The 23,990-nt window shown below is 54.1% G+C and carries 5 protein-coding genes; all 5 read left to right on the top strand.

The window, feature by feature from the left end; genetic code table 11:
- Positions 1 to 330 precede the first annotated feature (330 nt).
- Entirely contained in the window at positions 331 to 6,165 is a 5,835-nt protein-coding gene (locus PRIO_RS12080; RefSeq protein WP_046502499.1) for a hypothetical protein, read from the top strand.
- A gap of 26 nt (positions 6,166 to 6,191) precedes the next feature.
- Positions 6,192 to 13,874 (top strand): S-layer homology domain-containing protein, encoded by a 7,683-nt coding sequence (locus PRIO_RS12085; RefSeq protein ID WP_046502502.1) that lies wholly within the window; start codon positions 6,192 to 6,194, stop codon positions 13,872 to 13,874.
- A 100-nt stretch (positions 13,875 to 13,974) separates the two neighbouring features.
- Entirely contained in the window at positions 13,975 to 22,716 is an 8,742-nt protein-coding gene (locus PRIO_RS12090; RefSeq protein WP_144412102.1) for a chitobiase/beta-hexosaminidase C-terminal domain-containing protein, read from the top strand.
- Between the two features lie 22 nt (positions 22,717 to 22,738).
- Positions 22,739 to 23,428: a S1 family peptidase gene (locus PRIO_RS12095; RefSeq protein ID WP_020432315.1), complete on the top strand. Its 690-nt coding sequence runs from the start codon at positions 22,739 to 22,741 to the stop codon at positions 23,426 to 23,428.
- A 149-nt stretch (positions 23,429 to 23,577) separates the two neighbouring features.
- A complete protein-coding gene (locus PRIO_RS12100) occupies positions 23,578 to 23,940 on the top strand; it encodes a LytR/AlgR family response regulator transcription factor (RefSeq protein ID WP_020432316.1) in 363 nt (120 codons plus the stop codon).
- Positions 23,941 to 23,990 lie beyond the last annotated feature (50 nt).

Genomic DNA, 23,990 nt, shown 5'->3' on the forward strand with positions numbered 1-23,990 from the left:
GCGGCGTCTGCGGACGCTGCTTTTTTGTTTTTCAGATCAATTTTTTTAAAAAAATCAGGTTTTTTTTCGTAAGCAAGCACATTACCCCTTTTTTAGGGCTTTTGAAACGGATTTTGTCGAGATTTGTTAAGAGTTTGTTTAGAGCGGCCTGTTAGTATGGATTGCAGATATGAAAAAATAGGCAGTTTGAATCTAGTGTTTTTTGTCCGCCGGAATGGGAGCCGAAAGGAGAGAGTGCGCGGGACATAGAGGAGATGCAGGAATATGCAATTCGATGTCAGGCGGCGGGCGAAAAATGATGAACGAATAAGGGGGAGCATCACATTGCTAATGAGCAGGAGAGCGAAGAAATACACCGCGTTAAGTTTGATCCTCAGTATGCTGCTGTCGCTGATACCCGGTTCCTGGAGCGGCCAGGCGGCTGCTGCGGGTAAGGATATCGAAGTGGTGTTTAAGAGCGGGGCACATGTCGGGAATCTGTCCTACCCTGCGGAGAATACATTCGTTAACTTTTACAATAACCAGGTTGAAGGGTTTACGCAGACTGAAACAGACAAGGACGCACGTTATGACTGGGCCAAAGGTGATATTTTTGCCGGTGTAGATGATAACGAGGCGACCGTTCGTTTCCAGGTCAATGTAGCTGATAACCCGATCCTGCGTGAGATGGCAAAAAGCGGCCATGCTGAGATGCTCACTGGATTCAATGTCCTGAGATACCATAGCGGATTTGGCTGGACTCGGGTATCCCATATCGGGGTATGGGTAGATGGAGTTAACATTCTTCCCTACTCGGCCAATGGAGGCAATGTATATAACAAATCTGCCTCCGCTATTATTAAGCCGAATTCCATAATTGAAGTAATGGTGTACGGTGAAGGCGACGATGATGGCGAAGCGGCAGGCGTCCGCGGCTTCTACCTCAAATTCCAAGACCTCCAGCGCCCTGTTCTGAACAGCTACACCTTCACAGGCAATGGCGTGGAGAGAATGAACGAGACGATTAAGCAGAAGGAGCTTTTTGTTAAAAAGGAAGAGAATATCACGCTCTCCTACAACTTCAGCGAGCCGGTGAGTCCGACGAATCTGCTAACTCCCTTGCTGTCGGAACCGTTCTTCAAACAGCCGTTATTCGTAAGTGAACCGGAGACAGGTCTTCCCGCTGCCGGGGAGCAGCAGTATTTGGAGAACACAACCTATAACAAAAATAACCTCAAAGAATACTACGACAAAATCGCTTTTCAATATGTAGGCAAGCTGTATCACTCCAGCGGCAATCTTCCGCTCGAGCCGAAGATCACGGGAACGACTGCCGGAGGCGCGCTGATCGACCGGACGCTGGAAGAGAAGTTCAAGGATGCCGGACTCGCGGATGCGGCTGGCAACCTGGCGACGATCAGCTTCCCGAATGTAGGGAGCTCAGGCAGCAACGTGCAAGTGCAGGGGAAAAACGTGAATCCCTTCGATTACAACCATGGCGGCTACCGTGTCATTGTCGATGCGGTGCGTCCGAAATATACGAAGGTCGGAAACGGGATTCAGCCGGAGATTCTGACCGGAAGCACTTTGAACAAAGGAGATGTCATCGACTTCACGGTACAGATGACTGAAGAAGCCATTGTGAAGCAGGGCTGGGATGTTAAGAAGACCTTCCTCTATTTCAACAATGGAATGAAGGCTTATTATACCGGCGGCTCCAATACGAAAAACTGGAAATTCAGCATGACCGTGCCTGGGGGTACAGACGTCGAAGCCCCGCTGCTGAAGGTGATCGCACTTTCGAATGACAGCAAGGGCGACAGCAGTGATATCAATGTCATTCAGGACTACGCGGGGAACCTGCTGGTCCAGCCGGCCAACTATGACGGCAATCACTCGTTAACGGAAGAACCAGGAGATATCTCCAAAGTATATTCCAAAATTGACAACGCCAATCTCTCGATTGATAACACGAAGCCGGTTATTGGCTACCGTTATGAAGCAGGGGGCGGCAGCAATACTACCTACCAGAAAAAAGGTAAAGTGACGATCGACGCTAACGATCCGGCGGTAAGAGTGCCTAATCTTGATCCGATTCCTGAGGATAAGAATCAAGAAAGACCGAGCCGGGGCATCTACCGCCCGTCCAATATGACCGGTGAAACCTCGCCGTCGGTAGGTCTGGTGTATTATCTGTGGAGCCGCAGCAGCGAAGACCCGTTCGCTTCCAAAGCTGAGGACCATTACGCAGCCCTTAAGCGTTATTCCCTGGCTGCGAAACAGCCGTCCGAGGAGCTGTATCCAGGCGCGTTCCAGAATATTAAGCTCTCGGTGGCTAACAACAAAACCAATCTGCTGACGCCTCCGGCGGAAGCGTTCACCCCGGAAATGAGCGGAGAATGGTATCTGCATACCTGGACCGCAGACATGACCTGGGATACTGCCCGTGAGCTGATGCAGTATGAACTGATGAAAAAATATAAGGCAGCTAATCAGGCGCAATATGATGCCTGGATTGCGGAAGCCCCGGGTTCCGAAGACGATAAAATTTTCTATGCCGATAACAAAGCGCTTGAAGCCGTTGGCCAGTATGGCGATCTGAACACCTGGCCGCTGGATCTGTTCAAGCAGGATGATTCCAACTGGACGCATGAAGTAGGCATTCTGAAGCTGGATAACCAGGCACCTGCTATAACTAAAGATGACGGCAGTTCTACTAACAACACCAACAATGTGACGGTATCCGCCGTGGTGCAGGACCCGCACAGCGGGGTCGGAAATGTGAAATATCAGTGGGTGAAGGAAGGCAACCAACCGGTAGAAAATGAGTGGAAGGCCGCTGCATATTCGGGCTCCACCGTCACCCAATCCACGTATGAGGATGTGTCGGAGGACGGGAACTATTGGCTGTATTTAAAGGCTGTTGATAAAGCGGGCAATGAGATTGTGGACACAGCTACCAAAAACCTGATTACAGTCAATTCACAGGACAGTATTCCGGCAGAGTTCACTCCTGCATCCAACCCGGATTATGAGCAAAGTCATGATGTCACTTTCCGGATTGGCGGGATTAAACCGGATTTCGTAGGTTATGCGATCGATGGCAATTCAAATCATCCGGGAGATTCAGCGTTTACGGAGCTGTCATCAATTGAGCCATTGGAATCACGGGAAGCTCTGCTTGCTCCGACTCCAACTCAGACTCCTAGCCCAGCTCCAGCTGAAAATACAGGCTCTGCGGTTGGCACAGCCACGCCTCAGCCAACGGCCGCACCGGGCGGGAGCGCGGGTTCCGGCGGCGGGTCGGCTGCGCCGCAGCCAACGCCAAGTGAAAGTACGGGTGCAGGCGGCGGGGCAGTCACGCCGCAGCCATCGGGGATGCCGGCACCAACTTCCGCTCCAGATGCGTTGAGTGGAACGGGAGCAAGCGTGGCGGCCGGGCCTTTCGCTATGGCGAAGCTGCTCGCGTCAGGCCCGCTCCGCTTGGGGGCAAGTTCATTTCAAGAAGCGGCTGCTGTGGTGCTTGAGGAAACAGCGGCCCCGGCAACGGAAACGCCGGCGGCAACAGCTGCTTCAACCGCAGCACCTGCTTCAACTGCAACGGATGCTCCGGCTGCTACAGGTGCTCCATCGGCGGAAGCAAGCGCAGCACCTTCTGGAACGGCTGCGCCGAAGCCGGAGGCGGATGCTGATCCGCAAGCCACGCCAACAGCTGCGCCCGGGAAAGACGCAGCCAAGCTGCTGAAAGCGCCGGAAGATCCAGCGATGCTGAGCTATCTGATTCCGGCCAATACGAATCTGAACGGCACGCAGTATATTCATATGATCGTGAAGCAAGGCGATAAATCCTATTACTATACCAAAGCCTATTATTTCGACAATACGCCGCCAATGGTCGGTTTTGACAGCAATGGTGTGTCTTATCCGCTTCCGTCTGTAGAAGTAAAAGTATCGGTGGAGGATCTGTACAGCAAAAAGGGACTAACCGGCAAGTATCAATGGCTCAAGGATGGTGCAGCTGCACCGGACAGCAGCTCGCCTAATTGGAGCAAGCTTCCTGACAGCGGGAATGTCTTGCTGGATGGTGCCAAGCTTACGGCATCCAAAGAGCTCGCCCCAGGCGAAGTTGCAGATTACAGATTGTATGTCTACGCAGTAGACGGTGCCGGCAACGGAATTGTCAGCAGTCCTGAGGGAAGCTTCAAGATATCTGCCGTTTCCAAAGAGGCGCCGCCCGCTGAAGCGAAATCCGCACTGGTCTTTCTGTCAGGGGATACAGAGGACGGATACACGGCGATTGTGAAGCTGAGTCTGGAGACGGAAGACAAGACGGGGTATGAATATTCGGTCTCTTCCGACAATGGCCTGACCTGGGTGAACTGGCGTCCGTATACCAATTTTGTCTCCTTGAAGGCGCCGTCGGGCGACCCTTCGGAGCTGAATGTAATGGTGAAATACAGAACACCGGGCGGCAAAATCAGTGATCCGCTCAAGGTGGATGTCAGCGGAAAGCTGCCGGATGAAGCTCCGGTATACGCACTGGCCACCCTGAGCAGCAACGGGCCGGTCAATGCGGCCGCTGGTGTGAACGTCGATATCAGCTTGCCGGCCGGCATCAAGGTGATGCTGTCCAAATCCAATCCGTCCATACTGGTACGGACCGGTAATTCTTTTAACGTTAAGGAGAACGGATTTTACAGCTTTGAGCTGTTTGATCTGAATGATGCCAAACGCACAGATACCCTTTATGTAGTAGTGAAAAATGTGGATGGGACGATTCCGAGAGCGACTGTGAAGTATTCTCAATCTCTGCCAACCAATAACAATGTTACAGCGATTCTGGACCAGCCTTCGGAAGATATTATCGTCACTAACAATAACGGCAAGATGACGCATACCTTTACGGGCAACGGGACGTTTACGTTCGAATTCAAGGATGCGGCCGGAAATACCGGCTCAGCAGAGGCTGTGGTGAACATCATCGACAAGGAAGCGCCTAAGGTAAAAGTGGTGCGTTCCTATCAGTTTGGCACCGACGGAAGCAAGAGATTCGGCACGCTTCTGGACAGCAACGGCAACGTGGTCCTCTCTTCAGGGGTAACGCTTGAAGTGCAGAAGGCGGACGATTCGTCCAAGCAGATCTTTGTCACCAGCCAGGATAAAGCCGTGTCCATGACGCAGAATGGTGTGGTTTCCTTTACCGTTTCAGACCAGTATGGCAACACAACCGTTATAAAAGAAAATGTGACCCATATCGTCACTGCCCCGCCGGAGGTAGAGAATATTGCGTATACCTTCGTCGATGAAGACGGCAAAGCGCTGGCAGCCGATAAGATTGTTACAATAGGCGGCAAAAAATATGCGCAGGGCAAGGTGAAGGTAACGATTACCGGCAAAACCGCCGCGCCAAATATGGTGTTCTCCGGGCTGAAGCCTATGCCAAACGGTGGAACCTACAGCAACAAGATCAGCGGGGCAGACGGAACATTCACTTACACACGGTTGTTCGAGAGCAATGGCCCGGCGGTAGCCACCCTTTCAGATGCGCTCGGAAATGCCAACAAGATCCCGGTAACTATTACCGGGCTGGATAACAAGGCTCCGGAGCTTTCACTGAAGCAGGAAGTGGTCGGGATTGTCCAGAACAAGAAGGATTTTGTATTTGGCACCGATCTCGGCGGTTACACGGTATCCGATAATGTGTCGGCCCCGGGCAGCATTAAAGTCGCTGTCAGCGGGCTGGATCTCAAGAAGCCCGGACGCCAGCGCGTGACCTATACGGCCACAGATGAGGTGGGCAATACCAATGTTGCCTATCAGGATGTGGTTGTTGTGAAGGATGGCGGACTGCTTATTTTCGGAGACAATGTGCTGATTTCGGCTTCTTCCGGAGAGTCGGCCCTGTTTGAGAGCAATACGATTACCTTCAAGGTCACCGGATACAACGTGATGAAAGTGGCGGGAGCAGATAAAGTCAACGAGGCAGGTACCTTCGATATTCTCTATCAGCCGGGACTTTACCGCGAAGGACAAATGAAGTCCATTGCCGCCAAAATCACTTACCAGCAGCTGGTCAGCGGCCAGTATAAAGTGACTTTCCCGAAAGCGGGCTGGTACACGATTATTGTGAGAACGCAGGAGCGTGACCGCGAGTATGCGACCTTCTTCGTAGGCAGCACGAAATAATGAACAATGAACTGGGGGGACTAGGAGTGAAGCTGCTTAAAAGAACGTGTGCGGTAATGCTCTCATTGATTATGGTATTTCTGTCGGCCTCCGAGAGCTTGCATGCTCTGGCGGAAGCAGCGGCCGCTGCTAATACGACTACGATTCAAAATGATTTTATTAAAGTTACCGTGGATAACAGCACCGGCCGCTACGGAATCCGTACCGTCGAAGGCCAGCCCATCCGCAAAAAAGACCAGGATACTAATCTGCTGTACAAGGGGGATGATCCGGAAACGTCGTTTACGACGTTCCGGATTGACGGCACAGATTATATCTATGGCAATAAGTATAAATTCGGCAATGATCTGTACTCCGAGACTACCGCGCCCAAGATTGTGCGGAATGACAACGGAACCCAGCAGCTGGAAATGCTCTGGAAGATCAAAGGTGTGGAGATCAAGCAAATCCTGATGCTCTACACCGATGCCAAGGATGCCGTTAATTCAGGAAACGTCAATATCCGCTACGAAGTCAACAACAAAAGCGGCGCCCAAGTAGCGGTGGGCAGCCGGATTATGCTGGATACGATGGTTGGCGGCAATGATGCTCCGCTTTTCCAGATCGGAACGGCTTCCAAAGCTCCGCTGATGGTAGAGAGAAAGCTGACCCATGATCCTGAAAAGGATGCCGGCATTCCCAAAGAGGACAGCGCGCTGTACAAGCTGCCTGCTTACTGGGTCATGCGTGACAAGCAGGATTCAACCAATCCGCAGGCGACGAATGTTGTCGCCTACGGCTTCAATAATTTTGCCGAGCAGAATATCAATATCGTGGACGAGATGATTGTCGGGCACTGGAACGGGCTCGCCAATACCAAGTGGGATTACAAGGTAAATCCGGCTCTGGACTTCACCCGGGATACCAATGATTACGGCAGCGCCGATTCTGCAGTCGCTTTCTACTGGAATCCGGACAAAATTGCCGCCGGAGCTTCACAAAGCTTCGAAACCGTGTACGGGCTGGGTGAGATTATTGCACCGGACAAAGTTTTTTCGATCCGTTATGTGGATCAGGTGCAGCAATTGGCAACGCTTGAGGACAACAGTGGCTATGTGGATGATGGCATGTTCACCATCTACGCGGAAGTGGAGAACCTGGCATCCTATGATATGGAACACTCCAAAATTGAGGTCGAGCTGACGCTGGAAAGCGGACTGAGCCTGGTGAAGCTCGATGCCGCAGGCGAAGTGGTCAGAGATGCGAGCGGCAAACCGGTTCCGGAAACCTCATCCAGAAGGACGCTGGAGTTCCGCAAATCAGCGACCCCCGAGGAAGCGGCGCAGGGGATTCAACCGAAGTACAAGCCGGGCGACACCATCACCGCCTCCTTCAGGGTAATGGCGAAAGGCCGTCCTTGGCCGACAACCAAGGAATATATGATCACGGCACGCAGCCCGGAGACCCGGGCGAAGGTGGAGGGTGTCGAGGATGAGAGCATCAAAGCGCAATATGAGTCCAATAAATCGAATTTCATTCTGCTGCCTCCGGTTGGTGAAGCGACGCCTACCTATGTCTATGGAGTTTCGCCGAAAGAGCTGTACAGCAGTGATGTGAAATATCTGACCGTCAATCTGTCCAATATCGAAGCCTACAATACCGGCAATGAAACTACAGCACCGAACTTTGACTTGTACCTCAAGGAAACAGTAACCGGTGAGCGTTATAAAGTTAATGTGCAGGATGCGGTTGTGATGCAGCCGACGGATGACGGAATGTCCGGGGACATGCGGATCACTTACCGCGGCGGCGACCGTGTTGATGATGCCGGCAAGATAGTTGAAGCAGGTCTCGGACCTGAGCTGCCGCTTGGAGAATACCAGGTGGAGATTGACTACAAGGGAGACGCAGGCGGCGATGAGGAAGTTGCTGCCATGTACGATATCACTACCGGGCAGACAGTGCTTGTATCCGATAATAATGAGTCGCGGATCAGAGAAGCCGGGATCATGGTTATCTACAAGCAGCTTGTGGATGTCAGCGGCATTGCGAACGGATCTTCGGTCAGCGGGGATTTGCTGGATGACCTGAACAGTCTGTTCCCCGGGGAGCCGTTTGAAGACGGCGCATTCCTCTATAATGCCGTTACCGAATATAAAAAAACCAAAGCCCTGTTCGGGATTGCCAGCAAAGCGGTTGATCCGGAATTCGAGCTTGGCGAGTTTACGGATGATGAAGCGCTGGAAGAAACTCCGCTCTACAATTACCGGCTGTTCGATTCCGAAGCGGAGCTGGAAGCCTTCGAGCAGGAGGCAGAGGATGAGGAAATTGACCGTGAAGTCGTGCTGGTTATCCGCGGGATGATTAAGCAGGTAGGCTCGGGCGTAGACGAGCAGGTTGTGGTCGATACCAAAACCGAACCGGCCATCATCAACGATTCCGTAGCCTATACCGGCAAGGATTTGGCTTTTGTCCGGGGCAAGCTGGACATCTTCGGAGTTACGCAGCCGGAGGATATGCCTTTCCTGGATACGCTGTTCGTAAAAGGAGACGGAACGCTTAGTGTGGCGAGCAGCGGATTTATTTTCCATAAAGGGGAGTGGACGCTGGATTTCTTCAACGGCTTCAACAAGTCGCTGGGCGGAGATAACTATAATCTTCCCTCTGCCGACTCAGGCGGGGATGACGAAGAAGAGGGAGAAGAAGGGGCAGAGGCACAGGAGAACACGAACCCTGAAGATGACACTGAGAACGGAAGCCTGAAATGGGCGGTTGGCGGAGTGGGTGACCGGTTGAACCCGCTGCGTCAGGTAATGATCGAGGATGTGTATTTCAACAAGCAGTCCTTGTTCGGTGCACCGAGCTTCTCGATTGACGGATTTGGGCTTTCCTTTAACGATTTCATTCTGCGGGAAGGCGGGATCTCCTTCGGAGGCAGCCTGTCGATGAAGATCGTCAACACGGAAATCAAGAATGTTGTCTTTAATGAAAAAGGGTTTGTCGGCATTGATGCCGCGCTGAAATTTGACCTCGGTGAAGAATTGGGGCTGTTCGGGCCGAAGAAGGAGAGCGCTCCGCAGAAAAAAGGGGACAAGCCGAAGAAGCCGAGCGGTGAAGTCACGGTAACCCACTATGTCCAGGATATTGACGGCATAGAGAATCAGTACGGCCTCGCATTCGATGCCCAGCTGAAAAATATGCTTGAGGTGTCCATCGAGCTGTCCCTGAAAAAGGTGAAGGACGGCCGCATCCTGCCGGATGTCATCGCATTTGGTGCAGGATTGCCTGATCCGGGGATTCTGATCACCGGCGCAACGTACCTCACAGGCATTCGCGGGGCGGTTCGTGAACTTGCAGACACCATTGCAGGCGGCACGAAGGACGATCCCTTCCCGCTTACCGTTGAAGCAGGCGTGAGTGTGAGATTCGGCATGGCTCCGGCGTATTTTTTCGGCGATGTGGATCTGACCGTCAAACGGACGGGACTTAAGGTAGAAGGCAAGCTGGATTATTCCGCTAAGGCGGATGCAGAGGATGATGACAAGCTGCCAATGCTCACCAAGGCGCTGCTTGAAGCGCAGTGGGTCACCCCGTGGTTCGTGCGGGTGGAGTCCGAGATGGATATCGGCGGCTGGGATATTATTATCGGGAAGGCCGGCATTTTTGTCGGACAGAATCTGGAGAAGAACCGTACGGATTTCGAAGGGTATATCGGATCCAGACTGCAAATTCCGAGCAATGTGCCTGTTGTCGGCGGCCTGCCGTTGTCCAGCGTATTCCTCGGCGTTAACAATGATAAGGTTTGGGGCAGTATCGGCGTTCTGCTGATCTCGCTCGGCGTTACGTATTATTGGGGCGGCGGGGTTGAATTTGGCACCTCCACCGACCAATTGCCTGACGGTCTGATACAACTCGTTGTAGATGATCCTGAGCTTGGACCGCGTCTGATGGTCATTGGACAAGGGATAGAGACGCTCGCTACTTCAGAAGCGGCTGCAGAACAGGAAAATCAGGAGATCATCTACAGAGAGGTTAAAGAAGGCGTTGAATATATTGAGAATGGCTCAGTGAACATCAGCGTTGGCGGCATCACCGTCAAGAACGGCGGCAGAGTCCATGAAATACCTATGGGCGGCGTGACCGGCAATGCGCTGATTGAGATGGAATATGATGCGAAGGAGATGCCTGAATTCACACTGAAGGATGCCGGCGGCAAGGTGTTCCCGGTTAAATTCGACAATACGAATACAGATCCGACGGCAAATGCATTCCAGCAGTATATTCCGGCTGATCAAAATCCTGACAAGGTGGATATCCGCAAAGCGTATATCATCGTTCCGGCGGATAAAGCAAAAAGCGGGGGCAATTGGACCTTGACTGCGGTTTCCGGAGTGAAAACCAAGCTGCTCAACGTGCCAACGGCTCCGCAGCTGAATGAGATCAACCTGGCGAAGGACAGCACGGATGTGAACAAATTCAATGCTTCCTGGAAAGTGGCTAACGCGTTGGAAGGCGATACAGTCAATCTGTATCTGGCTGAGGATGCCGTAACCAAGAACGAAACCTTACTTGCCGACGGGACCAAAGTGCTGGAAACAGGAGATCCCGGACTTCTGATTGCCAAGGATGTTCCGGTTGGCCAGAACGGCGGCGTGAGCGGAGGCATTACAAGCGGCAGCACCAGCATTGATGTAACCCGCGCAACGCTTATGGGCAAGCAGGAGGACATCCGCGGACTGCTTAGACAAGGCAATTATTATTTGCGGGCCGAGCTCAAGTCCACGGCTACCTTTGCAACAAGGACTTCAGCGCAGAAATTTGAACTCATTGATCCAATGGCACCGCAGAACGTCAGTGATGTTAGGGTTGAGCCGGCAGGAAACGGATTATTCGCTTTGTCCTTCAAGCCTGGCACCAAACCGTCAAGCCACGCAAAGTATGAGCACAGCTATGTTATCGATGCACAGCGCGAGCAGGGGGGCGTGATGTCCGACTACTCGAACTTCGGGGAGATTCTGTTTACGGAATCGGAGCTTGCTCCGTATTGGAATGCATCCAGCGGTAAATATGAAGGCATTCTGATCGGCGGCTGGTCGGCAACCTCCACCTCTGACGAAGTCAATCTCGGCAGCCTGGAAGGCACCGTGATGGATCTGAAGGATGTCAAATATGTCGGACTCGAAGTCGGTTATGAATATGAGATAGGGGTATCCGCCGCGACGGTTCCGACTGCGGCTGACGACCAGAACCAGAATTACCACTATGCAGAACGGGTCAGCAGTTCTAAAAAGCTGCTTCCGAAGCCGGTGAAACCTGTGCTGACGGTAGGCGGTTCCGGCAAGGTAGAGAATACCGGCAACTATTTCAATCTGCTTACCAATCAAACCGGGCAGAGCATCACCCTCAGCTCGGATCAGAAGAATGTATCGGTTGAAGCGTTTTATGCCGAGCAATCCATCGGCAAGGTGAACCTGACTGACAGCGGAAACGCAAGCCAGGGCAAGCTTGATTTCAGCCAGTTCAAGACAGACGGGCCTTACGCTATTGAGCTGCGGGCAACCAATACCGTGACCAAGGACATTTCCGTCACGATGCTGTACCTGACAGTGGATACACTGGCTCCTGTGCTCTACATTGACTCACCTGCAACGGGTGCAAGAACCGCAGGAGGAAAAATAAAGGTCTCCGGCACAACGACGAAGGATACCATTCTCAAAGTAGGTGACACGGTAGTCCCTGTAGCCGAAGACGGAACCTTTAACAGTGAAGTTCCAATCCCTTCGGGTGATCCGACAGTGGCGCTTAAGTTCACCGCCACCGATGGGGCGGGCAACGGGAATTCAGCGGTCGTCGATATTACCAACGACAGCTATGATGTGCCTGCGGCCTTGATTCTTGAGAAAGTCCCTTCCCTGCAGCCAGGGGAGACAAGTACGCTGAAAGCTTTCCTGAAGGTCGCCAGAGGGAAGGACGGAAACGGAAAATTGAAGTTTGAGCAGGTGCCTGTGAAGGACAGCGAGCTTGGGCGTCTCGCCTACACTGTACCGACAGGCGATTCGGTTGAAGTGACTACTTCTAAGGAGAATGTAACGACGGTGAGCGCATTGGCTACCGGAGCCAGTCTGATTGAAGCGGAATACAAGATTGCCGAAGGCGTTGTGCTGAAAGGCTACGCTGTTGCTTCTGTAGAAGTTCCTAAGCCTACAGCGCTTGGAACGCTGACAGCCTCGGCTCAGGCCATCGGCGGCGACACCACACACACCAAGGTGATTGTATCCAGTGCCGGAGATATGACCGGTCAACAACTGGCCTATAAGATCTACTCTAACGGAAGTGCTGTTCTGCCGGAATTCGACACGGATCTCAGCAGTTGGGCGTTGCTTCCGGCGGATGGTGTGATTCCTGCCAATCTGGGGGATGTCATCGTTGTGGCTAAGCGGACTTCACTGGCCAAGAAAGCTATGGCAGCGGCCGCAGTACCTGCAGTCATCTGGAGCAGCAGCTCCGGCGGTGGCGGCGGTGGCGGTGCAGGCGGCGGATTAGCGGCAGACCAGCCGGTTCCAGAAACCGCACCGGTATTCACCGTCGGCGGCAAAGCCATTGAAGCGGCTTGGGAAGGAACAACCGCAGTTCTTCATATTAAAGACGGTGATGTTGCAGCTGGCAGCAGTGGAGACATTGTGATCAGCTCGAAGGCAGCCGCAGCTGCTGGCTTCAGCATTACTGTGGATCAGAAGGTTGTGCAGCAGGCGGTTTCAGCCAAGAAGAAGCTGATCATCGAGGTTCCGCTTGGACAGCTGACGCTGGCTTCGGAGAATCTGAAGGGTCTCTCCGAACCGCTCAAGATCAGCATCGGAAGGAATTCTGCCGCTGACAAGGAGGCCATGAACGCTGCTGCTGCAGCCCAGAAATTCACCGTGCTGGGCGGAGGCCAAGGCGTCACCGTCAGCGTGAATCTGGCAGCAGGCCAGTGGACACCTGCCCCTGCCGGCAGGATTGCCATTCCGGCAGGTATCGCCGCGAAGGATATCACCGCAGTGGTACTGAAAAATGCAGCCGGCCAGTGGACCACCATCCCTTGGAAACCCGACAGCAGCGGAACTGCTGTGGATGTGCAGCTGACGGGAGAAGGCAGCCTGTTCTTTATCAACAATGCCAAAGCGTTCAAGGATATCGCCAAAGGCTTCTGGGCAGGACCAGACATCAGCAGTGCTTCTGGCAAGCTGTTTGTATTAGGTACCTCGGCAGACACCTTTGCTCCGCAAGCGAAGATTACCAGAGCCGAGCTTCCGACTATCCTGCTGCGCGTGGCAGGGCTGATGAATAACACGGCAGCCAAGCAGGGCTTCAAGGATGTGGCCGAGAGCAGCTGGTATTTCCGCAGTGTCTCGATTGCAGCAGATCTGGGGATTGTTACCGGACTGAGCGAAGGCACATACGCACCGAAATCTACACTGACCCGGATGGAAGCCATGACGATGGTAGGAAGACTGCTGAATGTGGTAAGCAGCGGCGGTGAGAGCATGGGTGACGCAGAGGCAGCCCAAATCCTCAATGCTTTTGCCGACAAGGGTGAAATTCCGGCCTGGGCAAAATCCCCGATTGCGCTCAGCATCAAATACGGGATTATCCGTGGCGTAAACGGCAAGATCAATCCGGCGGGAGTATTGACCCGTGCGGAAGCGGCCGCCATGGCCAACAGACTGGATCAATTCATCATCGGCAGGTAATACGAAGAGCAGCGCCCACACCATCCCTGGAGGATGGGTGTGGGCAAGCTTTACGCCATGAAATGCTCTGATAGAATCCTATTACATTTAAGGTGGTGTCATGATGGCAAGGAAGCACAAATCATTGATCGGGCTGGCCATTGCGCTGGCAGTCCTGACAATTGCTGCGGTTACCGGCGGTTTGCTGGCCAAGGCGGATGGGCAGACCTGGACGGGCTCGGCCGAAACGGCATGGTACAATTCTGCCTATACTACGTATAAAATCAACTCGGCCGCCGAGCTGGCCGGGGTTGCCAAGCTGGTCAATGAAGACCCGGACGGCAGCATTGACGGCTTCCGGAATAAGATCCTCGAAATCGATAAGAGTCTGGATCTGTCCGCCTATCTTTGGGTGCCGATCGGGACAGGAGAGCATCCTTTTCGCGGGACGCTGATCTCTAAGGGCGGGGAGATTCTTACCCTCTCGGGCATGAACGTTGACCCGAGTCTGTCTTATCAAGGGCTTGTCGGCAACATGGACGGCGGAACTGTGGGCGGCTTTGAGTTCGATTCCAGCGGTTCGATCAGCGTAACAAGCGTTACTTATGATGTCTATGCAGGTGCAGCAGTCGGCAAAATGACTGGCAACAGCACGGTATACGATATTACCAATAAAATGCGGATTGAGACGATCAGTTCACCGTTCGAAGCCTTTACCGGCGGTATCGTGGGTATGGGGACAGGTTCCATTTCCAATTCCGTCAACGAAGCTTCCATCACGGCTAACGGTGCTTCGGCTGCAGGGGGAATCGTTGGATATAGCGGTCCCGGCAGTCTGAAGATCAAAAAAGTATCAAACTCAGGAGCAATTCTGGCTAACGGGCAGGGAGGGACGAGCTATGCCGGAGGGATTGCCGGCCATACTTCAGGCTCTCTGATCATGAATGACGAAGATACGATCATCAGCAATAGTGCTGAGGTAGCAGCTACCGGCGGGGACATCGTATATGCCGGCGGCATTATCGGTAAAACCGATGGAACGATCGTATATTCCAATGCTACGATCAGCAGTGGAGCGGTCAATATCGATGCTCCGGCAGCCGCAGGCTCCTACGCCGGCGGATTGATCGGCGGAGTGGGGGCCGTGCAGAATCCGGACATCACCATGGCTTTTGACCATTCGGCTCCGGTAACGAATAACGGCGGCACGAACGTATACACCGGCGCAATCGCCGGATATGCGGACAGCCCGTTAACCTGGACCGCAGGCTACAACAACACCAGCCCTGTTACAGCAACGGGTTCACAACATATTTATACAGGCGGCTATATCGGATATGCCGCAAAAGGCCTCGTGCTGAATAATCCGGCGTCTGCGGCGTATCAGAATACAGCCGCCATTACAGTATCCGGCGGGGCGGGTGTCTATACCGGAGGATTCGCCGGGTACGATGCCGGAGGACATTTCACCCATGCTTCTTTTGCGGGGACCTTAAATGTCACCGGTACAGCCAATGTCTACACCGGGGGGATTGCCGGCTATGAAACCGGCGGCGAGATCGCAGCCTCTCAGGCAGGTAAAGCGGCTGACGATTACAATGCCATCACTTCCGATGGAACCATTGGCGGGATTGCCGGTTATCTGGACGGCACCATCAGCAATTCCACAGTGAAGCATATTACACTGAAGGCTACTTCCGAAGGCGGTGTCCTCGGCGGTATTGCCGGAAGCGCACAAGGGACAATCACCGGCGTATCAGCCGGGGATGCCAGCGGCACGGACTATAACAGCCTTCGTATGGAGGCGGCGGCAGCTGCACCGGCTGCAGATGGCCGGGACAATATTACAGCTGGCGGAATCGTCGGCATAAATGACCAGGCACTCGTCCTGACCGGCAGCAAAGCGGCCAAAATCGGGTTCATTACCGCAACCGGCCGCAGCGGCTATACGTTCGGCGGAGTTGCTGGAAAACTGAATACAGAAGCTTCCATCGGTACAAAAGCGCAAGCCGTGGAAGCCAGCGATATTCTAGTAGAAATGAAGGCGGATCAAGTGAGCTTCGGCGGCGCAGTCGGCAGCAACCGGGCTTCCGCACTGTATCTGCATACGAACCGGATTGAAATCCGGGCAGAGGCTTCGCAGGGGGTTGCCGGAGGGATGTTCGGCGAGAACCACGGAACCAGCCCGTATGTGCTGGCTGAGAACATCGGCATCAGTTCGCCGGGACCGGACAATGCAGTGGGCGGAATCGCCGGCTACAATACCGGCACGCTAACCGATGCAACCGCCCGCACTGTTGTGATTGCAGCAAACGGCCTGCGGACAGAAGCGGGGGGGATTGTTGGACGCTCGGAAGGCATCGAAGGCCATCGTGCTGTCATTACAGCTCCGGTTATGCTCGCAGGTGAGAATACCCTGGTGAATATCACCGGAAAGGACGTCAAGGCAGGCGGCATTGCAGGTTTTGCCAAAGCCACCGATATTATCAAACCTTTGGCATCCGCTATCGCGCCGGATTATCTCACCTTCACGGTTAAAGGAGCCGGAGCGAAAGCCGGAGGATTGGCCGGAGCTCTGGAGAACAGCACCATTAGCGGCGACACGTCAGCGCTGAACGTGGAAAATCTGCTGATAAGCTCAGGCACAGAAGGAGCCGATGCCTATATCGGCGGCCTGGTCGGCTATAACGATCAATCCCGTCTGGAACGTCTGGCCGGCAAAACGCTGAACCTGACCTTGAACGGCCCGAACGTGAAGACAGGGGGTATCGCCGGTTATCATCTGGGAACGAATACTGCTGTTATTGCGAACAACTATATAACCGCACTTAGTCTAAAAACCAATGCCACAGCAGCAAACTCTGTCATCGGCGGGATCGTCGGACTGAATGCTGCCCAAGCCGGAGATCCGGTTCCGAATCCCGGCACTGCTGTCAGCACGATTCAGAACAGCCGTATTCTGGGCAGCATTAATGCCGTTTCCCCATCGTCTGTGATCGGCGGCATGGTGGGTGAAAACCGCAGTCTGATTGCCAACAACAGTATTACAGATAAACTCCCGGTAAGCTCAAAAGGCGACAACGCCATCTTTGGCGGCTTAGCCGGACGCAATACCGCTGCCGGAACGCTATATTACACGTATTCCAATGCTAATATGACCATAGAAGGCGCCGGAACCCTTGCCGGCGGACTGGCCGGTGAAAATGCCGGACAGGTGATCGGGTCGTATGTAGACATTGATATTACGGGTAAAGCTGCCGGATCAGCCAGCCAATCCGTGTTCCTTGGCGGCTTGATCGGCAGAAACAGTGCAGGCTCGGTAGAACAGTCCTACTCTTCCTCCAAAGTGACCGCAAACGGGAAGTATACCGTAGTCGGAGGTCTGGTAGGAGAGCACACAGGAGGCAGCATCAAGAATTCTTATGTAGCGAAAAGCGTAAACGCCCTTGGGGAGCAATCCTATGCCGGCGGCTTTATCGGCCGAATCACCAACGGTAAGGTTACCAATGCCTATTCGGCGGCTGAAGTAACCGCAAAACTTGATAATAATTCTTATGCAGGCGGCTTTGCCGGACGGTATGACAATGCCAGCAAAGAGCTGCTGTACAAATCCTACTATATAAAAGATGAAGCCCGGAATATTAACAAAGACCTTCCGGACTTTGCTGAAGGCAAGCACCGCTGGCTGGATGTCCATGTCCGCCTGACCACGATTCTTTCGGAAACGCTGCGGGACAGAGAGGTCTTCCCGGGCCTGTCCGGCTGGGATTTCAGCAGAGCCTGGAAATACGGTTCACTGAATGCGGAATATAAATATCCTGAAGTCAACCGTGAAGCCAACACCGGCGGAGATGCCGGAGGCGGCGTGAATTCCAATATCAACTGGTATATGAAAGACAAGGATGCCATCCGGTTCCAGATTTCGAGCGAAGCGGAGCTTGCCGGTCTGGCCGCGATTGTGAACGGTACGATCGCCGGTGTGGATAAGTTTGATTTTGCCGACAGAACCATTACCGTGATGAATCCGATCCATATTCAATCGAAGCAGTGGACACCTATCGGCGATGAAGAAGAACATGCCTTCCAAGGAACGCTTGACGGCGGCGGCCATCTGATTGACGGTCTGACTATGCGGTCGGCGGTATTCAGCCATTCCGGGCTGTTCGGCGTCATTGGCGCCGGAGGCACCGTAAAGAATATCAATCTGGAGCCATTAACCATCGCGGGCAGCCAATTTGCTGGGGCTGTCGCCGGCAGGAACCTGGGGACGGTATCGAACATTGACCTTAAGCTGCTGAACGGCAGCAAGATCAGCGGCGGTACGGTGGGGAGTATCATCGGCGAGAATACGGGTTCTGTTTCCGCGCTGCATCTGACGCTGGATGGCGGCAGCAGAATCGAAACTGTATACACCGGCGGGATCGCCGGAGGGATCATTGGTGACAACACCTCGGAGCTGGTCTATACAGCGGATAGTGACAGCACCAAAGCCCTTGCGGCATCGACTTATCTTCTGACTGCCATAGACGGCAGCATCGGCAGTTCCGCCGATCAAGCGGTCATTGGCGGGATTGTCGGCCGGCAATCCGGCAATGTCACAGGAATGAATGAAGAGGTGAGTTCGAAATACCGGATCACTTCAACCGGTGCGGACAGTATTACAGGCGGACTGATTGGACGTTATGTTTCCGGCAGCGCCAAGCAGCTGTCCCTCACGTTTACGGATGGCCGGCTTGAAGCGTCTGGCCTGGATTCAGTGCTGGGCGGAGTGATCGGCCATGCCGAGGCACGGGCTGTGCTGGCGGATGTTACACTGAAAGGTCCGGGCACCGGAGTTCAACTGACCGGCAATGGCACAGTCGGTGGTGTAGTGGGCGTTAAAGACGGCGCAGCCGGCAGCATGCCGCTCGCCAAGGCGGCTTCGGCCAGCAATATCTATGATATCGATCAAGCCGAAGCTGCAGGCATTGGATTGTCGGCTGCAGAAGGCAGCCTGCAGGCCAAGATCGGCGGGATCGCAGGCAGGGCCTCAGATGCGGCTATGAACGGTCTGTTGTTCAGCGGGTCCGTGCAATCCGCAGGAGAAGCCAATATGGCGGGCGGAATCGTAGGAGAAGCGGTGAACACACTGCTGTACCATGTGAATGCAGCGCCAAAGCTTGTGGTTGCCGCGAAAAGCGGTGAAACCGCCGCAGGCGGAATTGCCGGAAGCCTGTCGGCAGATAACTTGAACGAAGGCTTTGATTTTGGCAAACCTTATCCGTTATACAGAGGCATTTATCTGGCAAAAGCGCATTCCGGTTCCATCCATGTAACAGGCGCTGGCAATACAGCGGATCTTTATGCCGGCGGAATTGTGGGGAAAAATACGAATGCTTCCCTCTACCGCTCGGAAGCAGCGGCCGACTTGAATGTCACTGGCGGCAACACCGTGAATGCCGGGGGAATTGCGGGCTACAGCAGCGGTATTCTCGTGGACAACTCTGCACAGAACAGTCTGAATGTGGACAACAGCAGAGTATATAATGTTGGCGGTGTTGTCGGCCGGGGAGAAGGCGGCCAGATTCATTACAGCGAGAGCTCTGCCGGTGATGGCGAAGCCATCCTGGTGGGTACAGCGCTGACCCTGGGTGAATCGGTTCCGGCAACCCGTGCCGGCGGTCTGGTAGGTCTCGGGGATTACCTGACCATCACCCACTCCCATGCGGATATTCCGTTGCGGATTACGGACACGAATCAGGACAATACGATTTATGCGGGCGGTTTTGCCGGTCTCCTGGGAGATACGGATACCCGCGAAGGAAAGATTGAACGTTCCTATGCTACTGGTGATTTGACGGTAAGCGGCAAACTGGGCTCCTACACCGGAGGTTTCGCCGGTTCAGTGGACCACTTCACTATCAAGGATGCCTACGCTTCCGGCACCATCAGCAATACAGCTTTCGACACACGCAGCGGCGGTTTTGCCGGTACGGTCGAGCGAAACGCCGTGATCAGTGATTCCTATGCGCTGCAGCCGAAGATTTCAACTGTAGGCGTGAAGTCCTCCACCCGTTCTTACACCGGAGGTTTTGCGGGCTACAATGATGGCACTTTGTCCGGGGTTTACGCCAATGTGCCGGAAATTTCCGTCAATGTGACGGGCTCGACGGTCTATGCAGGACGGCTGGCCGGATACAATTTCCGCGATGGCAAAATTATTAGCGCTACCTTCACTCCAGGGGCGAGTGATAAACTGACTGCCGTCGGACGCAACGCCGGCGCTGAGCCGGCAGTGGCGGCAGTGAACGCCGTAGACCCGCTGGCTTCCGGAGAATGGAATATCGATTATGATACTTCGTTCATGGACAACGCAGTTGATGGCACGGTAACCTTGAGCACACCTCTGCAATTAAGAGGAGCCGTGCTGCTCTACAACGAAACTGGACCAGCATATTACCGTTTGTACAATAGAACAGCTGCGGAAGGTCTGAAGCTGGACAAGCTGCTGCTTGCAGCGGATATGGATTTAGGCGGCAGCCTTTGGACCTCCTTTGACAGCTTCAGCGGAGTATTGGATGGACAAGGACATACCCTTTACGGGCTGCGGCTGGGAACGGCAGAGCGTAAATATAGTGGTTTTGTCTCAGAGAACTATGGACACATTGCCCATGTGAACTTTGCGGATGCCCGGATTGCAGGGGGCGCCAATGCCGGGATTATCGCGGGCATCAACCACAGTGGAGCAGCGATCTCTGAAGCAAGTGTCAGCGGAAGCGTGCAGGGCAGTGAAGCTGCCGGGGGCGCAGCCGGCCTGAATCAGGGAACCTTGTCGGGAATCCGGGCGATGAGTCTGGACATTGCGGGCAAAGGATACGCCGGAGGCATAACCGCTATTAATGAAGGAAGCGTGACTCAAGCTTCTTCTTCAGGCAGTGTCGCCACCAGTGGAGCCGCAGCAGGCGGAATCACCGGACGGAATGCAGCCGGGGGGACCCTTGCGGATTCCATGTCTTATGCCGCTGTCAGCGCTGCAGCGGCTCAGACCGCAGCCGGAGGCATCAGTGGCCTGAACGCTGGTGAAGTAACGAACACTTATGCAGCAGGCCGGATCAAGGCTGCCGGAACCGAAAAGGCGTGGGCCGGCGGGATTGCCGGTCACCATACAGGCGGGTCCATCGTATCTTCATTGAATACGGGGGAAATTACAGCAGCGGTGAAGGGGGAAATTCTCCCGCAGCAGGCTTTCTTCGGAGGTATAGCGGGGCAGAAGGAGAGCGGAGCCATAATCAGCAGTTCCGCCTTCGACCGGCAAATGCTGAAGCGGAATATCGCCTATTATGACGGCGGTGGCAAGAGCAAAGCCGGAGACGCGGCCAGCGAAGGTCTGCTTGGCTCCGAGCTTGTGAAGCCGTCGCTTCCAGGAGTGCTCGATGCGGCCCATTGGACCGCACATGAAGGTTTCTACCCCGTACTTCGTGCGTTTGACGGCAAGGACGAAGGGGTACTCGGTTCAGCGGCAGTTGTCTTGAATCCGCAGGACCTGGTCAACCGTGTAGGCTTGAACTTTACGCTGAGCAGCGGCGGAGCATTGACCTGGAGTGCCGATCCTGCCCAAGCAGCCCTTAGCGGGGCCTCCGGCAAGCTGCAAACGGGCGGCAGTGCGGTGCTGACAGCAGCGGTGAACGGGAAGAGCCGGAGCATCACGGTCAATGAACCGGCCCTGAAATTCCCGGCTCCTGCGGCGGCACCTACTGTAGTGTCCGGCGATCCGGTCTTCAGCACTGAAGTGTCCGTTGTTCTCGGAACCACAGAGCCGGGAGGCAGCATTTATTATACACTGGATGGCAGTACGCCTACGGAAGGCTCCCAGTTATACAGCGGCCCGATCGTGCTGAAGAGCACAACTGCAATTAACGCTATAACGATAGCAGACAATAAAGAGTACAGCGGGATTCTGTCGGGAACCTGGACCCAGCAATTCAGCGGGGGAGGCGGCGGTGGAGGTGGCGGCGGTGGCGGCGCTCCAGCGGCCGTTGTGCCACCGGTCAAAGAACCGGCCATCTCTGCAATCGCAGGCACCACTCTTACCAAAGGGGATAGCAAAACGCCGGTTAAAGTAGCCAGAAACAGCAAGCTGAAGCTGACCGCACCGGAAGGGCAGACGATCTATTACACCACGGACGGCAGCACGCCGACTGTGGACAGCAAAAAATATACCGGTGAGATTCTGATCACGGGCAATATGACGATCAAGATGATTACGGACAAAGATGACACAGTAATCACGATTGAATATAGGGTTGAAAATGCGAAATACAGCCTGAAGAGCAATGCCGGCGAAGTGAAGTACATGACAGCACCTGCAAACGGATTGTTCCGGCCAAATACGGCGATTTCGAGATACGAAACGATTGCCGCACTGGCACCGCTGCTCGATATGGAAGAAGTCAATGTAGGGAACCTGTTCAACGATGTAACGGCTGAGCATCAGGCGCTGACCGCATTCTTTGCTTCGGCAGGGATTATTGAAGGGTATCCGGACGGAGGGTTCGGGGGAACGAAAGGCCTGACGAGAGCCGAGTTCTCCAAAATCATGACCGCCGTGTTGAATCTGGATGTTACAGCAGCCGGTGTTACGAAGCAATCGGACATCAAAGGCCACTGGTCGGAGAAATATGTCAATGCACTGTCCAAAGCCGGGTATGTGCAGGGGTTCCCGGATGGTACCTTCAAGCCGGGGGCTCCGATTACACGGGCACAGGCTGTTGTGCTCATCAACCGGATTGCCGGCACGAAGCAGCTGAATGTGACCACAGTGAGATTCAAGGATCTGCCGGCATCGCACTGGGCGTACAAGGACATTATGTCTGCAGTGAAATAATCTGAAGCGGAGGACATGGGAGATGAAAAGAAACTGGCTGGCCGTGTGCCTGGCCTGCTCTGTCTTGGCCGCGGTTCTCTTCTATACCGGCACCTCCAGCGCCGACACACCGGTGGTGAACAACGCCGAGCAGACGTACCAGCTTGCAGAGAATGCAATGTTCTACCTGCGGGTGCTGAAAAGCGACGGTACGGCAAGTTCCACAGGGACAGGGATCATCCTGTCCTCCGGCGGAACAGCGGCAACCGCGTACCATGTGGTCAAAGGTGCGGAACGGATGGAAGGGATCATGGCGGACGGGACAGTGATCAGTCCGATCAAAGTCACCACGTTCGATGAGCTTAAGGATGTGGCAGTGCTTGCACTGCCGGTTCCGGCAGCTATGAAAGCGAAGGGCAATGGCTTTGCGTACCTGAGTATGCGCAAGGATGCCGTCAGGCATGGAGAGGCCGTATTCGCCCTGGGATATCCTTTGAAGAATACAAATATCATCACGGAGGGCATAGTCAATTCGCCCGATGCGGAGATTAACGGCAGAAGCCGGATTCTGGCTTCCGCCCAGGTGGCGAGCGGCATGTCCGGCGGACCGCTGATAGACGCGCACGGCCAACTGGCCGGAATCATCTCCGGTTCGCTGCGGACCATGAACAACATCCATCTGATCATCAATATGGAAGATCTGCGCAGCCTGCTGCCGGCAGCACTGAAATAGCCAGGTTCAGATGGCTTATAAGGATTTGACAGCGGCAGAACAATAAAATAACCCTGGCTGTCCTCAGACGTTTGCGCCAAACGCGGGGGCAGCTCTTTTTATAACTGAGCAGGGTCTGGACAACTCCAGGCGGCGGGAGGAGGGAAGGTATGATACAGGCGTTTTTGCTGGATATGAACCGGAAGGATCTGTATAAGCTTGCTCTTATGCTTCAGCGTTCGGGACAAGTCAATGTAATCGGTATGTCAGCCCAGCCGCAGGAAGCGGTGGACAAAATTCTTCAGCTTCAGCCGGAGGTGCTCTTCATGGATCTTCAGGGGCCGGGTCTGCAGGGTGTTCTTGTGGCTGAGCTGGTGAAGCAAAAAATCCCGCACATTCAGATTGTAGTTGTCACGGAGAGTAAGCAGCATGCACTGTGGGCGTTTGATCACGCCGTTGCAGACTATGTCCTGAAGCCGCTGGAGGAGGTCCGGCTGAGCCAGTCCCTGGAACGGCTGCGTATCGGAAGCTAAGGTTATAGAAATCTGAACTCTATAAGTCTGAAGCAGGTGCCGGAAGTGTC

The organism is Paenibacillus riograndensis SBR5, from assembly GCF_000981585.1.
GTDB classification, from domain to species: Bacteria; Bacillota; Bacilli; order Paenibacillales; family Paenibacillaceae; genus Paenibacillus_AQ; species Paenibacillus_AQ riograndensis.